The sequence below is a fragment of the Pseudomonas sp. ICMP22404 genome (genome assembly GCF_006227205.1).
Taxonomy (GTDB): domain Bacteria; phylum Pseudomonadota; class Gammaproteobacteria; order Pseudomonadales; family Pseudomonadaceae; genus Aquipseudomonas.
This window is the reverse complement of the sequence record NZ_VCNG01000001.1, coordinates 322,453-338,765: the sequence shown is the minus strand read 5'-3', so window position 1 is coordinate 338,765 and position 16,313 is coordinate 322,453. Positions and strand designations below refer to the sequence as shown.

The window sequence follows — 16,313 nt, the reverse complement described above, 5'->3', positions numbered from 1 at the left end:
CAATGCCAGTCTTGAAGACTGGCATTGTCTGGAAAATCAGGCTCCCCGGATGAACCGCTGCCGGCTTAGCCCTTGAACCCGAGAGTTCAAGGTGGAAGTTGCAGGAGGCGTTAAGGCTTTCCGTCAAGCGGACATGCACACCGGCCCCAACGTGCAACCCCCGTGGTTGTGCGTATCGGCTCAGGGACATCACCAACTGGCAAGCACCCCAGGGAGTGACGCAAGTATACCCCAGGCAGCTTCGCGAATCAGCCCTTGCTGACGTCTGGATCGGTGGCCAGTACCAGATCCACCCGTTCCAGCAGGTCGCGCACCTGTTCACGGGTCGATCCGCTGACCTGCACATCAGGTGTATCCTGGCGATGCAGCAGGTCGTGGGTGATGTTCAAGGCGGCCATTACGGCGATGCGGTCGGCGCCGATGACTTTGCCGCTGCTGCGGATCTCGCGCATCTTGCCATCCAGGTAACGGGCAGCGCTCACCAGGTTGCTGCGCTCTTCCTGGGGGCAGATGATCGAATATTCTTTGTCGAGGATCTGCACGGTAACGCTATTGCTTGAACTCATGAGTCTTGCTCCAGGGCCTTGAGGCGCGAAATCATTGATTCGACCTTACGCCGGGCGATTTCGTTTTTTTCAATGAGGTGAGCGCGTTCCTCGCGCCAGGTTTTTTCCTGAGCTAATAAGAGTCCGTTTTGGCTCTTTAGTTGCTCGACCCGGTCAATTAGCAATTCGAGTCTGGCCATCAGCGCTTGCAGGTCGGTGTCTTCCATTGTGTCCACTGAAGATTGTGTCTGATGGGGAGGTGTGTCGCACAGCCTCTGATAGTCTTGGCGAGTCTGTCGATGTAGGATACAAGGCCTCCATTCTAGACATAGCGCCGTCTGGCGCCTAGCTGCCCATGCCCATTCAGAATTCCCCGTATCAAGCGTTCGCCACCCTGCTGAGCACCAGCGGCCACCCCGTATCGCCTGCCGAACTGCACGGCCTGTTGCTCGGCCGTAGCTGCGCGGGTGCCGGCTTCGACGCCGAAGGCTGGCTGGCCGATGCCGCCGAGCTGCTCGAAGGCGAGCCGGCGGACAATGTCCGCAATGCTCTCATTGGCCTGCAGGAAATGGTCAAGGGCGAGCTGACCAGCGATGACATGACCGTCGTCCTGCTGCTACCCACCGACGATGCGCCGCTGGCCGAGCGTGCCGCGGCCCTGGGCCAGTGGTGCCAGGGCTTCCTCGCCGGCTTTGGCCTGACCCGCCGTGCCTATGCGCTGAGCGCCGAGGCCAATGAGGTGTTGCAGGATCTGGCCGCGATCTCGCAGGTCCAGGATGCCCTGGAAGAGTCCGATGACGGCGAAAGCGACTATATGGAAGTGATGGAATACCTGCGAGTCGCGCCACTGCTGCTGTTCACCGAGACGAAAAAAACCGCTGAACCGGCCGCCAAACCGTCCTTGCACTGATTGCTTGAAAGGGAACACCGTCTGCCCATGATTCATATCCCGAAATCGGAATACAGCCGTCGCCGCAAGGCCCTGATGGCGCAGATGGAACCCAACAGCATCGCAATCCTGCCCGCCGCCGCCGTTGCGATCCGCAACCGCGACGTCGAGCATGTCTACCGCCAGGACAGCGACTTCCAATACCTCAGCGGTTTCCCCGAGCCGCAGGCGGTGATCGTGCTGATGCCCGGCCGGGCCCATGGCGAATACATCCTGTTCTGCCGCGAGCGCAACGCCGAGCGTGAGTTGTGGGATGGCCTGCGCGCCGGTCAGGAAGGCGCGATCCGTGATTATGGTGCCGACGACGCATTCCCCATCACCGACATCGACGACATCCTGCCGGGCCTGATCGAAGGCCGCGACCGGGTGTATTCGGCCATGGGCAGCAACCCGGAATTCGACCGGCACCTGATGGAGTGGATCAACGTGATTCGCTCCAAGGCCAACCTCGGTGCCCAGCCGCCGAACGAATTCGTTGCCCTGGATCACTTGCTGCACGACATGCGCTTGTATAAATCGGCGGCGGAAGTGAAGGTCATGCGTGAAGCGGCGCGGATCTCCGCCCTGGCGCATATCCGGGCGATGCAGGCGGCGCGTCCCGGGCTCTACGAATACAGCCTGGAAGCCGAGCTGGATTACGAGTTCCGCAAGGGTGGGGCGAAAATGCCGGCCTATGGCTCGATTGTCGCGGCGGGCCGCAATAGCTGCATCCTGCATTACCAGCAGAACGACGCGCTGCTCAAGGATGGCGACCTGGTGCTGATCGACGCCGGTTGTGAAATCGACTGCTACGCCAGCGATATCACGCGTACGTGGCCGGTCAACGGTAGGTTTTCCCCTGAACAGAAGGCGATCTACGAGTTGGTGTTGGCGGCCCAGGAAGCGGCGTTTGCCGAGATCGCGCCGGACAAACACTGGAACCAGGCCCATGAGGCGACGGTCCAGGTCATTACCGAGGGGCTGGTGCGCCTGGGGCTGCTGGAGGGGGAGGTTGACGAGTTGATCGCCAGCGAAGCCTACCGTGCGTTCTACATGCACCGCGCCGGTCACTGGCTGGGCATGGATGTGCATGATGTGGGTGAATACCGGGTCGGCGGTGAATGGCGGGTATTGGAAGTCGGCATGACACTGACCGTGGAGCCGGGCATCTACATTGCGCCGGGCAACCGCAGCGTAGCGAAAAAATGGCGCGGCATTGGCGTGCGCATCGAGGATGACGTAGTGGTGACCAGAAGCGGTTGTGAAATCCTGACCCGAGGCGTACCCAAGACCGTTGCCGAAATCGAGGCCCTGATGGCCAACGCACGGGATCAAGTGGCATGAGTCGGGTCAATCTGGCGATCATCGGCGGTGGCCTGGTGGGTGCGAGCCTGGCCCTGGCCCTGCAGGCGGGGGCCAAGGCCCGGGGCTGGAAGATCGTCCTGATCGAGCCCTTCGCCCCAGGTCATGCCTGGCAACCGAGCTACGATGCCCGCTCCTCGGCATTGTCCTTCGGCTCCCGGCAGATCTATCAGCGCCTGGGGCTATGGCAGGAGATTTCCCAGCGTGCCGAGCCCATCAAACAGATCCATGTGTCCGATCGCGGACGGTTTTCCACGGCTCGGCTGTCGGCCGCCGAGGAAGGCGTCCCGGCCTTGGGCTACGTGGTGGAAAACGCCTGGCTTGGCCAGTGCCTGTGGCAAGGCCTGGACAAGGACGTGGTCAGTTGGCGTTGCCCGGCGCAAGTCACTCGAATGGAGCCACTGGTTGACGGTTATCGCCTGACCCTGGATGACGAAACGCTCCTGGAATGCGACCTCGCGGTGTTGGCCGACGGTGGTCGTTCCGGTCTTCGGGAGCAGCTGGGCGTCGGTGTACGCAAGCGCCCGTATGACCAGAGCGCGTTGATCGCCAACATCACCCCCAGCGAAGCCCACGATGGCATGGCCTTCGAGCGCTTCACCGATGACGGTCCGATGGCCTTGTTGCCGCTGCCGGAGAATCGCTGTGCCCTGGTCTGGACCCGCCAGGGCATGGATGCGCAACGGCTGGCGGACCTCGACGAGCGCAGTTTCCTCAGTGAATTGCAGAGCGTGTTCGGTTATCGCCTGGGGACGTTGAAGCAGGTGGGCGTGCGACATCTGTACCCGTTGGCGCTGGTGGAGGCCGAAGAGCAGGTGCGCCCGCATCTGGCGATCCTCGGCAACGCCGCCCACAGCTTGCATCCGATTGCCGGGCAGGGCTTCAACCTGTCGCTGCGCGACGCCCAGGCCTTGGCGGACGCCTTGCTGGACAGTGAAAGCGCACCGGGGGATTTTGCCGTGCTGCAGGCCTATCGCGAGCGCCAGCGGATGGATCAGGCCTTGACGGTGGGTTTCTCTGACCAGGTCACGCGGCTGTTCAGCAGTCGCCTGCCACTGGTGTCGGTGGCCCGTAACCTCGGCCTGCTCGGTCTCGACGCGTTGCCCCCCGCCAAGCGCTGGTTCGCCCGTCAGGCCATGGGCCTTGGGACCCGGCCCGATGTATAGGCATGGGGTTGGACATTCTTTTCATGGGCGGCTCTTGTCGCCCGCAAAACAGGCTTAAGGCATGGAATTGCGTGCAGATCTGCTGATTGTCGGCGCCGGTATGGTGGGTAGCGCCTTGGCGCTGGCGTTGCAGGGTAGCGGCTTGCAGGTGTTGTTGCTCGACGGCAGCCCGATGAGCGTCAAACCCTTCGATCCACAGGCGGCATTCGAGCCCCGGGTCAGTGCGCTGTCGACGGCCAGCCAGCGCATCCTCGAGCGCCTTGGCGTCTGGGACGGCATCGTTGCGCGCCGCGCCAGTCCCTACACCGACATGCACGTATGGGACGGCAGTGGCACCGGGCAGATTCATTTTTCCGCTGAGAGCCTGCATGCCGACACCCTGGGGCATATCGTTGAAAACCGTGTGGTACAGGACGCATTGCTGGACCGGCTGCATGATTGCGACCTGGGCTTGCTCGCCAATGCGCGACTCGAACAGATGCGTCGCTCCGGCGATGACTGGCTGCTGACCCTGGCTGATGGCCGCACCCTGCGGGCACCGCTGGTCATCGCCGCCGACGGCGCGAATTCCGCCGTGCGCCGCCTGACGGGGGTTGCCACCCGCGAGTGGGATTACCTGCACCATGCCATCGTCACCAGCGTTCGCAGCGCCCGGCCTCATCGAATGACGGCATGGCAGCGCTTCACCGACAACGGCCCGCTGGCATTCCTGCCCTTGGAACGCGACGGCCGACACGATTGGTGTTCGATTGTCTGGTCCACGACCCCTGGCGAGGCACAGCGCCTGATGGCACTGGATGACGCCGGTTTCTGCAACGAGCTGGAGCGGGCCTTCGAAGGTCGACTCGGCCAGGTGGTCGGCGCCGACCCGCGCCTGTGCGTACCGCTGCGCCAGCGTCACGCCAAGCGCTATGTGGCCGAAGGCCTGGCCTTGATCGGTGATGCGGCCCACACCATTCACCCGCTGGCCGGGCAGGGCGTGAACCTGGGTTTCCTCGACGCGGCTGTGCTGGCCGAAGTGCTGCTGCAGGCCGCCGCACGAGGCGAGCGGCTGGCCGACGTCAAGGTGTTGAGCCGCTACGAGCGCCGGCGCATGCCCCATAACCTGGCGCTGATGGCGGCGATGGAAGGTTTTGAGCGGCTGTTCCAGGCCGATCCATTGCCGGTACGCTGGTTGCGCAATACCGGGTTGAAGCTGGTGGACCGCCTGCCCGAGGCCAAAGCGCTGTTCGTGCGCGAAGCACTGGGGTTGATCGGGGATCTGCCGGATCTGGCCAAGGCCTGAGCGTTATGGTGGGGCAGATGGCCCTATCGCGGGCATGCCTTGCTCCCACAGAGCAGGTTGGCCTGGATCTGTGAAAGTGAGCTGTCCTTGTGGGAGCAAGGCTTGCCCGCGATGACGATTGCATGGCTAGCCTACCAGTACGGCAACATTTGGAAATGTCTCCACCCACTGTTTGATTGAGCTGCCAAATGTGAGTCTTTATCATTTGCGCTCGTTCACCCACCGAGAGACCGCTTCCATGTTGGCACCCAAGCGCCTGCTGTCCGCCCTCGCCCTGACCCTGATCGGCTCCACTGCCGTGCAGGCCGCCGATGAGGTGGTGGTCTACTCCTCACGCATCGATGAGCTGATCAAGCCGGTCTTCGATGCCTACACCAAAAAGACCGGTGTATCGGTGAAGTTCATCACCGACAAGGAAGCGCCGTTGATGCAGCGCATCAAGGCTGAAGGTGAAAATGCCACCGCAGACCTGCTGCTCACCGTCGACGCCGGCAATCTCTGGCAGGCCGAGCAGATGGGCATTCTCCAGCCATTCACCTCCCCGGTGATCGACGCCAACATCCCATCTCAATATCGTGCTTCTTCCCATGCCTGGACCGGCTTGAGCCTGCGGGCACGGACCATTGCCTACTCCACCGAGCGGGTCAAACCCGACGAGCTGACCACCTACGAAGCCCTGGCGGATGATCAATGGGAGGGTCGCCTGTGCCTGCGCACTTCGAAGAAGGTCTACAACCAGTCCCTGACCGCCACCCTGATCGAAACCCACGGTGCCGAAAAAACCGAACAGATCCTCAAGGGCTGGGTCAGGAACCTGTCCACCGATGTGTTTTCCGACGACACCGCATTGCTTGAGGCAATCAACGCCGGGCAGTGCGACGTCGGCATCGTCAACACCTATTATTACGGTCGCCTGCACCAGCAGAAGCCGGATCTGAAAGTGAAACTGTTCTGGCCGAACCAAGCCGACCGGGGTGTGCACATCAACCTGTCGGGCATCGGCCTGACCCGGCACGCACCGCACCCCGAGGCGGCCAAGAAACTGGTGGAGTGGATGACTACGCCAGAGGCCCAAAGTATCTTTGCCGACGTGAACCAGGAGTTTCCAGCCAATCCGCAAGTGCAGCCGTCCAAGGAAGTCGCGGCCTGGGGCAAGTTCAAGGCCGACACGCTGCCGGTGGAGGTCGCGGGCAAGCGCCAGGCCGAAGCCATTCGCATGATGGATCGGGCGGGCTGGAACTGATATACGGGACGAGGTCCCCTGTGGCGAGGGGATTCATCCCCGCAGGGTCGCGGAGCGACCCTGATGGAAGCCATGCTGTGTGTCAGGCGGACTGAGTCGTTTTCCATGGGCTTGCTTCGCAAGCCAGCGGGGATAATTCCCCTCGCCACAGGTTCTGTGTGAGCCTGCCCATGCATCATTTGAACGAGCACCTTCCTTGACCCACCCCGCCCAACGCCGCTGGTATCCCCTGGTCTTCGTCATCGCCGCGCTGGTCCTGTTGCCCTTGAGTGTGCTGCTGCTGTCCTGGCAAAGCATCGACCCGCAGATCTGGTCCCACCTATGGGAAACCCAGATGCCGCGCTTGTTGGGCAACACCCTGACGCTGATAGTGGGCGTGGGGGTCGGTGTGACTGTGCTGGGCGTCAGCCTTGCCTGGCTCACCAGTCTGTGTGAGTTCCCGGGCCGACGTTGGCTCGACTGGGCATTGATGCTGCCGTTCGCGATTCCTGCCTACGTGCTGGCGTTTGTCTTCGTGGGCCTGCTGGACTTTGCCGGTCCGGTGCAAACCCTGTTGCGTGACTGGTTCGGCAGCGGCCTGCGCATGCCCCGGGTCCGCTCCACCGGCGGGGTCATCCTGGTGCTGGTCCTGGTCTTTTATCCTTACGTGTACCTGCTGGCGCGCAGTGCATTCCTGGCCCAGGGCAAGGGTTTGATGGAGGCGGCGCGGGTGCTCGGGCAGTCGCCGTGGCAGGCTTTCTGGCGCGTGGCATTGCCGATGGCCCGGCCGGCCATCGGGGCGGGCGTAGCGCTGGCGTTGATGGAAACCCTGGCGGATTTCGGAGCGGTGTCGGTGTTCAACTTCGACACCTTCACCACGGCCATCTACAAGACCTGGTACGGCTTCTTCAGCTTATCCAGTGCTGCCCAACTGGCCAGCCTGTTGTTGCTGGCGGTGATGCTGGTGCTCTACGGCGAACGCCGGGCCCGGGGCGCCCAGCGGGCCAGTAACGAACGGCCCAGGGTCAAGGCCTTGTACACCTTGCATGGCCTCAAGGCCGCGGCAGCCAGCGGTTGGTGCCTGCTGGTATTCGCCTGCGCATTTGTCGTCCCGGTCCTGCAACTGGTGGTGTGGTTCTGGCAGCGGGGCCGTTTCGATCTGGACGAGCGCTATGCCGGGTTGATTATCCATACCCTTTACCTGGGGGGGCTGGCGGCGTTGGTCACCGTTTGCGTGGCCTTGTTGCTGGCCTTCGCCAGGCGCCTGGCCCCGACCCGGGCTATTCGCGCCGGCGTGGGGCTGGCGAACCTGGGGTACGCCTTGCCGGGTTCGGTGCTGGCAGTCTCGATCATGCTTGCATTCAGCTACCTGGACCGTGAACTGGTTATCCCGCTGTCGACCTTGCTCGGCGGCGCGGGCAAGCCCCTGCTGCTGGGTAGCCTGTCAGCCCTGTTGCTGGCCTATCTGGTGCGTTTCCTGGCCGTGGCGTACGGGCCTCTGGAAAGCAGTCTTGGACGAATCCGTCCGTCGTTGCCAGAAGCCGCACGCAGTCTCGGTGTCAGCGGGCCGCGATTGTTTTTCAACGTGTATCTGCCGCTGCTGTTGCCCGGCACCCTGAGTGCCGCGTTGCTGGTGTTCGTGGATGTGCTCAAGGAAATGCCCGCGACCCTGCTCATGCGTCCGTTCGGTTGGGACACCCTGGCGGTGCGGATCTTCGAAATGACCAGCGAAGGGGAGTGGGCCAGGGCCGCGCTGCCGGCGCTGACCCTGGTACTGGTGGGATTGTTGCCGGTCATCGGATTGATACGACGTTCGGCTCATCGGAGCTGATAGAGCGAGTCCCCAGGTGTCAGTACGAGTGTCCTGTTTCGCCAATACGTTCCTTTTCTGACGGCAACGGCCACCATCAAAAAAGAACAGGATTGGTGATACAGGACACCGGATCATGCGGCTACAATGCGCGGCATTCGGTGTGCTCCGTCTGTCGGACAGTCCGCACCTTCGCCAAGCCCGGAAGGAGAAACCCATGGGACAGCGTACGCCTCTGTATGACCTTCATCTCGCCCTTGGCGCGAAGATGGTCGATTTTGGCGGTTGGGATATGCCTCTGCATTACGGCTCGCAAGTCGAGGAGCACCACCAGGTGCGTCGCGACTGCGGTGTGTTCGATGTATCCCACATGACGGTGATCGATGTTGCCGGTACCCAGGCCAAGGCCTGGCTGCAGCGCTTGCTCGCCAGCGACGTCGATCGCTTGCAGGACACGGGTAGTGCTCTCTACAGCGCCATGCTCAACGAGCGGGGCGGCATCGTCGACGACATGATTGTCTACCGTGTCGACGAGGGCTACCGGCTGGTTTTCAACGCCTCGACCCGTGACCAGGATCTGGCCTGGATGCAGGCGCAGCTCGGGGAATACGCCGTGCAACTGCGCGAACGTCCCGAACTGGCGATGCTGGCCATCCAGGGGCCCCAGGCCCGGCACAAGATTGCCGAGCTGGTCTCCCAATCGCGCGGTCAATTGATCCAGCAACTCAAGCCCTTCGAAGGCCGCGCCGACGGTAACTGGTTCATCGCGCGCACGGGCTACACCGGTGAAGACGGCCTGGAGATTGTCCTGCCTGCCCACGAAGCACCAAGCTTTTTCAATGATCTGGTGGGGGCGGGCATTTCGCCCATTGGTCTCGGTGCTCGCGATACCTTGCGTCTGGAGGCTGGCATGAACCTCTACGGCCAGGACATCCACCAGGACATTTCCCCATTGGCCTCGAACATGGCCTGGACCATTGCCTGGGAGCCGGCGAGCCGCCAGTTCATCGGGCGCCGTGCGCTGGAAGCCGAATTGGCGGGGGGCGTGCAGCACAAACTGGTTGGCCTGGTGCTGGAAGAGCGCGGCGTCTTGCGCGCCCATCAGGTGGTTCGCATTGCCGATGTGGGCGAAGGTGAGATCACCAGTGGCAGTTTTTCTCCTACGCTTAGCAAGTCAATCGCCCTGGCACGCGTTCCGATGGCTACCGCCGACCGTGCCGAGGTGGAAATTCGTGGTAAGTGGTACCCGGTACGGGTGGTCAAGCCGACCTTCGTCCGCCATGGCAAGACCCTGATTTAACCTTTCACGGCGGGCCGCTGGCCGCTGACACTTTCTCTTGAGGACACAGAATATGAGTGATATCCCTGCCGAACTGCGTTTTGCCGAAAGTCATGAGTGGGCGCGTCTGGACACTGACGGTAACGTCATCGTGGGCATTTCCGACCATGCACAGGAAGCGCTGGGTGACGTGGTGTTCGTCGAACTGCCGGAAATCGGTAAGGTTTTTGAGGCCTCTGAAGCGGCGGGTGTGGTGGAGTCGGTCAAGGCTGCTTCGGACATCTATGCCCCGGTCGGCGGCGAAGTGATCGCTGTCAACGAAGAGCTGGCCGGTTCGCCGGAGCTGTTGAACTCCGAGCCGTACGACGCCTGGATCTTCAAGCTCAAGCCTTCCAATGCGGCTGTTGATCTCGGCAAGCTGCTTGATGCGGCTGGCTACAAGGCTGCCATCGGCGAATGATGAACCGCTAATGTGGGAGCGAGCCTGCTCGCGATGGCGGTGTGTCAGTCAGCATGAATATTACTGACCTACCGCTATCGCGAGCAGGCTCGCTCCCACAAGAGATGACTTGCAAGGCAAAAAAATGCCGCTCGATCGAGCGGCATTTTTCATGGGGCTGTATCAGTCCTGGGCGACGGCGTTTTTCGCTAGGATCGCATTGGCCAGTTCCATGTCGGTAGCCTGCAGGCCTGGGTTATCGGCACGGACCTTCTGCATCGCGGCTTCCAGGTATGGACCGCGGATGTTGCCGTCACTGGCGACAAAGCTACCGGCATCGTCCTGAGCGGCGACGATCAGTTTGTGGTCCTTGAAAGTCAGATAGGTGGAACCGGTGGTTGCACCGGAAGAGATGACGTTACGCCAAAACGTGTCGGCCATTGCCGAGCCAACAGGAAGAGACAGCAAGGCTAGGGTAGCGACAGCAAGTTTGAGACGCATGATGGTGACTCCACTGGGTTAACTATGAATTTGGATTACCTGCGCCTGTATTCAGTTCCGTGACCTGCCGCCCAAGCGTCATCGGGCCTACTTGTGCTCGCTTTGCGGTGTCACCCGCAGCACCTCCTCTACGGTCGTCAGCCCTGCGGCGATTTTCTGCGCACCGGACAGCCGCAAGCTGCGCATGCCTTCCTTGAAGGCCTGGCGGCGTACTGCCAGCAGGTCGGTGTCGGCATGGATCAGTCCCTTGATGCTGTCACTCAGTTGAAGTATTTCGTACACCCCGGCGCGTCCGCGATAACCGGTATCACGGCACTCCAGACAACCGACGGCTTGTTGGGCATTGCTCGGCAACGGGGCCTGCCAGGGCCGGGTCAGGGTTTGCCAATCGTCCTCGTCCAGGGTCAGGGGCGCCTTGCAATGTGGGCACAGCGTGCGCACCAGGCGCTGGGCCATGATCCCGAGGACCGTGGCCTTGATCAGATAGTGGGGCACGCCGAGTTCAAGCAGGCGACTGATGGCGCTCGGCGCATCGTTGGTGTGCAGAGTCGAGAGCACAAGGTGTCCGGTGAGTGCCGCCTGGATCGCCATCTCGGCGGTTTCCAGGTCACGGATTTCGCCGATCATGATGATGTCCGGGTCTTGCCGCATGAGTGCGCGTACGCCGGCGGCGAAACTCAGGTCGATGTTGTGTTGCACCTGCATCTGGTTGAAGGACGACTCGACCATCTCGATCGGGTCCTCGATGGTGCAGAGGTTCACCTCCGGCGTCGCCAGTTTCTTCAGGGTGGTGTAGAGGGTGGTGGTCTTGCCGGAGCCGGTAGGACCGGTCACCAGGATGATGCCGTTGGGCTGACGCGTCATGTCCTGCCAGCGGCGCAGGTCGTCGGCGGAGAAGCCGAGTTGGTCGAAGTCCTTGAGCAGGACTTCGGGGTCGAAGATCCGCATGACCATTTTTTCGCCGAACGCCGTGGGCAATGTCGACAGGCGCAACTCCACTTCGTTACCGTCCGGGGTCTTGGTCTTGACCCGGCCGTCCTGGGGTTTGCGTTTTTCCGCGACGTTCATCCGTCCCAGGTTCTTCAGGCGACTGATGATCGCCATCGTCACCTGGGGCGGGAACTGATAGACGGTGTGCAGCACCCCGTCGATGCGAAACCGCACCGTGCCCTGTTCGCGACGCGGCTCGATGTGGATATCACTGGCGCGCTGCTGGAAGGCGTACTGGAACAGCCAATCGACGATATTGACGATATGCGCGTCGTTGGCGTCCGGCTCCTGGTCGCTGGCGCCCAGATTGAGCAGTTGTTCGAAGTTGCTGAGGTTGCTCGGTTGCTGGTCGGTAGTAGTGGCTCCACTGACCGATTTGGCGAGTCGATAGAACTCCACGCTCAGGCGCTGGATATCCACGGGGTTGGCGACTACCCGCTTGATCGGCAGCTTGAGCACATGGGTCAGGTCCGATTCCCAACTGCTGACGTACGGTTGGGCGCTGGCGACGGTAACCGCGTCGCGATCGACGGCCACCGCGAGGATCTTGTGGCGCTGGGCAAAGGCATAGGACATTAATGGCGTGACGGCCGCGACATTGATCTTCAGCGGGTCGATGCGCATGTACGGCTGGCCGGCCTGCTGTGACAGCCACAGGGTCAGGCTCTCCAGGTCCAGGCGCTTGCCGGGGCGGCTGAGGTCGTCAAGATGCTGGTTGGCGATGAACTCCAACGGGTGCAACTGGCTATTGGTGTTGTGGCGTCGCCGGGCATTGAGCGCGGTTTCGGCCGAATCCTGGCTGATGAAGCCTTGGGCGACCAGTTGGCGCAGCAGCTCATTGAGGTCCAGCCAGCGGTCCTGAGTGGCGTGTTTGGTGGACATGCGGGTTCCTATTGGACAATTGCAGCAAAGCCGCGATACAGACGCTTGCGCGTCCTGAGTCGGTCTGCAAAAGAATAGTCCCGACCCTATGAACCGTTGGGCCACTACCCGACCAATGCGTTTCGAATTCTTGCATTTCGCCTTTCAAGCGGTCGCCTGGACTGGCTCGAACCACTCATCGTCAGTGTTGCGCAGGTCCACCGAGCAAACGCTGATCAGGTTGCGTAATTTTTCCGCAAGCACCTGGGCACGGTGCCAGCTCAGCCCTTCGATGAGGATTTCCATTGTCAGCAGCTCGTCCTGGCGCTCGACGTGGACCTGCTCTGGCATCAAGCCCTGCAAGGCGAACAGATTCAGGGCCCGGCAGAGCAAATCGGCTTCGGCTTCGGCCAGCAATCGGTATTGCACACGGCAATGGGCGTTGGCGGTATGCCAGACATCGGCACGGGGGGCGAGGGCTTCGAATACGGGCATGGACGGTCTCCTGGGCTGGAGAGAAATGTTTACATGCGCGAAGGGGTATTTCTTATCTAAGATGAACGTAAATGGCGGTTCAATGAATTATCCAATTCTATATTTGATTCTTTATGGGTTTATTTATGCACAGTGAGCTGGATGGCTACGACCGCAGGATACTGGCGCTTCTGCAAGAGGATGCCTCGCTGTCCAGCGCGCAGATCGCCGAACAGGTGGGCCTGTCGCAGTCGCCGTGCTGGCGACGGATCCAGCGGATGAAGGAGGAAGGGATCATTCGCGGTCAGGTGACGCTGCTCGACCGCAAGAAAATCGGACTCAACACGCAGATCTTCGCCGAAATCAAACTCAACGCCCACGGGCGTTCGAACTTCACCGAATTCACCGAGGCGATTCGCGGCTTTCCCGAAGTCCTGGAGTGTTATGTGCTGATGGGGTCGGTGGATTTCCTGCTGCGCATCGTCACGGCGGACATCGAGGCGTATGAGCGATTCTTTTTCGAGAAGCTGTCGCTGGTGCCGGGGATACAGGAAGTGAACTCGATCGTGGCGCTTTCGGAGATCAAGTCCACGACGAGTTTACCGGTGATGCGCTGACGTCTGCTGTGTCTGTTCCGGCCCCATCGCGAGCAGGCTCGCTCCCACATTGATGCCATGTTCGTACACATCAACTGTGTCCGCTGAAGATCCGGTGTGGGAGCGAGCCTGCTCGCGATGGCGGTATTACAGACGCAACAACATCTTCCAGGCCCGATTCTGGTACACCGCAATCGCCTGATGCTTGCGTGCATCCAGGGCTTCGTCGGTAATGGGCTCGTTCGCCAGTTGCGCCAGTTTGTTCAGCTCGCCGTAGAGGCGGTCCATCTCCGGTATCTCCAGCACCGCACGGGCATGGTGCAGCCAGACCTGGATTCGCTCGATGCGAGGCAGTTGTTCAGCCAGGTCTTCCGGTTGCTGCTGGTAGCGTTGCAGTTGCAGGGACGAGGCTTCCTCGCCCAGCAGTCGAGGCAGCCAGCTATTGAGTTGCGCCGCGCCCTGGCGATTGCCACGGGTATTGCGCTCGGTCGTCCAGCCGCGGGCCAGCAGCCAGCGCGAAGCGTTCAGGGAGAACAGGCCCCAACGCGGGTCCTGCAACTCCTCAAGGAACTGCTCCGGTGCCGCCTTGCGCACGTCTTCGTCGTCCAGGCCGGCCTGGACCAGTGGACGCCAGTCTTCCAGCAGGGCGTCCAGGGCGATGCGCAAGTCGTGGGTCGATTGACGCGGTGCGGCCTGGCCAAGGCTGCTGAGCAAGGCTCGCAGTTCGGCGAGGTTCTCTACCCAGTCCAACAGCAGGCGCCAGTGGCCATTGAAGCGGTACTGCTCGGCCAGGCGCTGGCTGCTGCCCAGCAAATGCCAGCTCAGCGCGGCGAAGGCGTCGTCCAGCGGCATCTCGGCGGTCAATTGCGGGGCGGGCAGGCTCAGGGCGTAGCTGTTTGCATCGTACAGGCGGTAGCCACGTTCGGCCTTGCTGATGTCGCAGGGCATCAAGGGCAGGGTCGCGGCCAGTTCGGCGGCCAGCTCCAGCAGCGCGGCGGGCTCGCCTTCGCGCAGTTCCAACTCCAGCTCGCAGATTTCTTCCTTCTGCTTGCCGACCACGACATGACCCAGGTCCAGTGCCGCTTCGATGACCACTTTGCTTTTGCCGCGACCCCAGGCGATTTCGGCGCGCTCGCGGACGAAATCGGTGGTGAAGATGGCCTTGAGGGTTTTCTTGTCCAGTTCGGCCAAGGCCTCGGGCCAGCATTCGCCGTCGAGCTTCTTCAGGTCCAACTTGGCTTTGGGCAGGTGCCAGTCGTATTCATTGCGCTCGGACAGGCCGGCGATGCTCTGGCCACGGGTCTTGAGGGTCTGGATCACCTCTTCACCGTCGCGGCGCAGGCGCAGGGCGACCTTGGCCCGGGCCAGGTCTCGCTCGGGGGTGTCGAAATACTGGTTCATCAGCTCACGGCGTTCCCAGCCGCCTTTGTTGCGTTTTTTCAGCAGCGGATGCTCGCGCAAGGCTGTCAGGGTCTCGCGGCTGACGCGGAGTTTGATTTCGGTTTCTTTCTGCATGGCCGGAAAATCCAGGGATCGGGTGCGCAGCCGGGGGAAGGTGTGGCTGCCAAGGCCGTGCAGTGTACAGGAGTCCTCCGTCCTACGCGCCGCGACGGTTTATTCCTGGCACCGGATGGTTCTATGATGGGTGTCAATTTGTGAGTCCGGAGCCAGCGATGCCTTTGCCGTCCATGAAAGATCAGTTCGCTGCCCTGATCGCCGCGCCTTCGGTCAGTTGCACGCAGCCTGGGCTGGACCAGTCCAACAGCGCGGTGATCGAGCTGCTGGCGGGCTGGCTCGGCGACCTCGGGTTCTCCTGTGATATCCAACAGGTCAGCCCCGGCAAGTTCAACCTCCTGGCGAGTTTCGGCAGTGGCCCCGGCGGCCTGGTGCTGGCCGGGCACAGCGATACGGTGCCGTTTGACGGCGCATTGTGGCAGACCGATCCGTTGAAGCTCACCGAAGTCGATGGGCGCTGGGTCGGACTGGGCAGTTGCGATATGAAAGGCTTTTTCGCCCTGGCCATCGAAGCGCTCAAGCCATTGCTGGACCAGCCGTTCAAGCAACCGTTGCTGATTCTCGCCACCTGCGACGAGGAAAGCTCCATGGCCGGCGCCCGTGCGCTGGCCGAGGCCGGACGTCCCTTGGGGCGCGCCGCCGTCATCGGCGAGCCGACCGGCCTGCGACCGATTCGCCTGCACAAAGGCGTGATGATGGAGCGCATCGACATTCTCGGGCGCAGCGGTCATTCCTCCGATCCGAGCCTGGGGCATAGCGCGCTTGAAGCCATGCACGACGCCATGGGCGAGCTGCGCGGCCTGCGCCTGCAATGGCAGCGTGAATTCCGTAACCCGCAGTTCACGGTGCCGCAACCGACCCTGAACTTCGGGTGTATCCACGGCGGAGACAACCCCAACCGGATCTGCGGCCAATGCTCCATGGAGTTCGACTTGCGTCCCTTGCCGGGCATGGATCCGCAGGTGTTGCGGGCGGCCATCCTGCAAAAGCTCAACCCTATCGCCGAGCGGCACAAGGTCAAGATCGACTATGCGCCGCTGTTCCCTGAGGTGCCGCCGTTCGAACAGCCCGAGGACGCCGAACTGGTGCGCGTGGCCGAGCGGCTCACCGGCCATCGTGCCGAAGCAGTGGCGTTCGGCACCGAAGCGCCTTATCTTCAGCGCCTCGGTTGCGAAACCCTGGTGTTGGGCCCTGGCGATATCGCCTGTGCCCACCAGCCGGGCGAGCACCTTGAAATGTCACGTCTGCAACCTACCGTGCAATTGTTGCGGCAGCTGATCGAGCACTATTGCCTGACACCGGCCACCGCCGGCTACTAGTTTGCCTTTATCCGGGCCCGT

16 protein-coding genes and 1 other RNA gene are annotated in these 16,313 nt (G+C 62.0%); 10 read left to right on the top strand and 7 right to left on the bottom strand.

The window, feature by feature from the left end; translation table 11 throughout:
* Positions 1-38: 38 nt before the first annotated feature.
* From ssrS to FGE05_RS01550, 3 genes are all read right to left on the bottom strand, one after another.
* Positions 39-218: non-coding RNA, 6S RNA (gene ssrS / locus FGE05_RS01560), on the bottom strand.
* 30 nt (positions 219-248) lie between these two features.
* Positions 249-566 (bottom strand): cell division protein ZapA, encoded by a 318-nt coding sequence (locus FGE05_RS01555; protein WP_024780504.1) that lies wholly within the window; start codon positions 564-566, stop codon positions 249-251.
* Entirely contained in the window at positions 563-772 is a 210-nt protein-coding gene (locus FGE05_RS01550) for a TIGR02449 family protein (protein ID WP_003177365.1), read from the bottom strand. Before FGE05_RS01550 ends, FGE05_RS01555 begins: the two co-directional genes overlap by 4 nt.
* Positions 773-900: 128 nt before the next feature.
* Here FGE05_RS01550 and FGE05_RS01545 point away from each other — a divergent pair, with 128 nt between their 5' ends.
* The 8 genes from FGE05_RS01545 (at position 901) to gcvH (ending at position 10,057) form a co-directional block, all read left to right on the top strand.
* Positions 901-1,455 (top strand): YecA family protein, encoded by a 555-nt coding sequence (locus FGE05_RS01545; protein WP_041024470.1) that lies wholly within the window; start codon positions 901-903, stop codon positions 1,453-1,455.
* Positions 1,456-1,482: 27 nt separating this feature from the next.
* Positions 1,483-2,817, top strand: coding sequence for a Xaa-Pro aminopeptidase (pepP, locus tag FGE05_RS01540; RefSeq protein WP_139641010.1), 1,335 nt, complete (start codon positions 1,483-1,485; stop codon positions 2,815-2,817).
* Positions 2,814-4,001 (top strand): 2-octaprenyl-6-methoxyphenyl hydroxylase, encoded by a 1,188-nt coding sequence (ubiH, locus tag FGE05_RS01535; RefSeq protein ID WP_139641008.1) that lies wholly within the window; start codon positions 2,814-2,816, stop codon positions 3,999-4,001. The genes pepP and ubiH overlap by 4 nt, the downstream gene beginning before the upstream one ends.
* A gap of 67 nt (positions 4,002-4,068) precedes the next feature.
* Positions 4,069-5,286 (top strand): 2-octaprenyl-3-methyl-6-methoxy-1,4-benzoquinol hydroxylase, encoded by a 1,218-nt coding sequence (locus FGE05_RS01530; protein ID WP_175385260.1) that lies wholly within the window; start codon positions 4,069-4,071, stop codon positions 5,284-5,286.
* 238 nt (positions 5,287-5,524) lie between these two features.
* Positions 5,525-6,529, top strand: a complete 1,005-nt coding sequence (locus tag FGE05_RS01525) for an extracellular solute-binding protein (RefSeq protein WP_139641003.1) — start codon at positions 5,525-5,527, stop codon at positions 6,527-6,529.
* 196 nt (positions 6,530-6,725) lie between these two features.
* Positions 6,726-8,339, top strand: a complete 1,614-nt coding sequence (locus FGE05_RS01520; RefSeq protein WP_139641001.1) for an iron ABC transporter permease — start codon at positions 6,726-6,728, stop codon at positions 8,337-8,339.
* A 196-nt stretch (positions 8,340-8,535) separates the two neighbouring features.
* Positions 8,536-9,618, top strand: coding sequence for a glycine cleavage system aminomethyltransferase GcvT (gene gcvT, locus FGE05_RS01515; protein WP_139640999.1), 1,083 nt, complete (start codon positions 8,536-8,538; stop codon positions 9,616-9,618).
* A gap of 52 nt (positions 9,619-9,670) precedes the next feature.
* Positions 9,671-10,057 carry a glycine cleavage system protein GcvH gene (gene gcvH, locus FGE05_RS01510; RefSeq protein ID WP_139640997.1) on the top strand — a complete coding sequence of 129 codons (387 nt, stop codon included), beginning with the start codon at positions 9,671-9,673 and terminating at the stop codon, positions 10,055-10,057.
* Between the two features lie 162 nt (positions 10,058-10,219).
* Here the strand turns inward: gcvH and FGE05_RS01505 are convergent, their stop codons facing one another.
* The 3 genes from FGE05_RS01505 to FGE05_RS01495 form a co-directional block, all read right to left on the bottom strand.
* Complete coding sequence (locus tag FGE05_RS01505) at positions 10,220-10,540, bottom strand: DUF2388 domain-containing protein (protein WP_173668678.1); 321 nt, start codon at positions 10,538-10,540, stop codon at positions 10,220-10,222.
* An 84-nt stretch (positions 10,541-10,624) separates the two neighbouring features.
* Positions 10,625-12,409 (bottom strand): GspE/PulE family protein, encoded by a 1,785-nt coding sequence (locus FGE05_RS01500; RefSeq protein WP_139640995.1) that lies wholly within the window; start codon positions 12,407-12,409, stop codon positions 10,625-10,627.
* A 144-nt stretch (positions 12,410-12,553) separates the two neighbouring features.
* On the bottom strand, positions 12,554-12,883 hold the full coding sequence (locus tag FGE05_RS01495) for a hypothetical protein (protein WP_139640993.1): 330 nt from the start codon (positions 12,881-12,883) through the stop codon (positions 12,554-12,556).
* Between the two features lie 125 nt (positions 12,884-13,008).
* Between FGE05_RS01495 and FGE05_RS01490 the strand changes: the two genes are divergently transcribed.
* Complete coding sequence (locus tag FGE05_RS01490) at positions 13,009-13,479, top strand: Lrp/AsnC family transcriptional regulator (RefSeq protein WP_024780492.1); 471 nt, start codon at positions 13,009-13,011, stop codon at positions 13,477-13,479.
* Positions 13,480-13,605: 126 nt separating this feature from the next.
* Here the strand turns inward: FGE05_RS01490 and FGE05_RS01485 are convergent, their stop codons facing one another.
* Complete coding sequence (locus FGE05_RS01485; RefSeq protein WP_139640991.1) at positions 13,606-14,973, bottom strand: inorganic triphosphatase; 1,368 nt, start codon at positions 14,971-14,973, stop codon at positions 13,606-13,608.
* A 158-nt stretch (positions 14,974-15,131) separates the two neighbouring features.
* On the opposite strand from FGE05_RS01485, the gene argE reads away from it, so the two are divergent.
* On the top strand, positions 15,132-16,292 hold the full coding sequence (argE, locus tag FGE05_RS01480) for an acetylornithine deacetylase (protein ID WP_139640990.1): 1,161 nt from the start codon (positions 15,132-15,134) through the stop codon (positions 16,290-16,292).
* Positions 16,293-16,313: the final 21 nt, after the last annotated feature.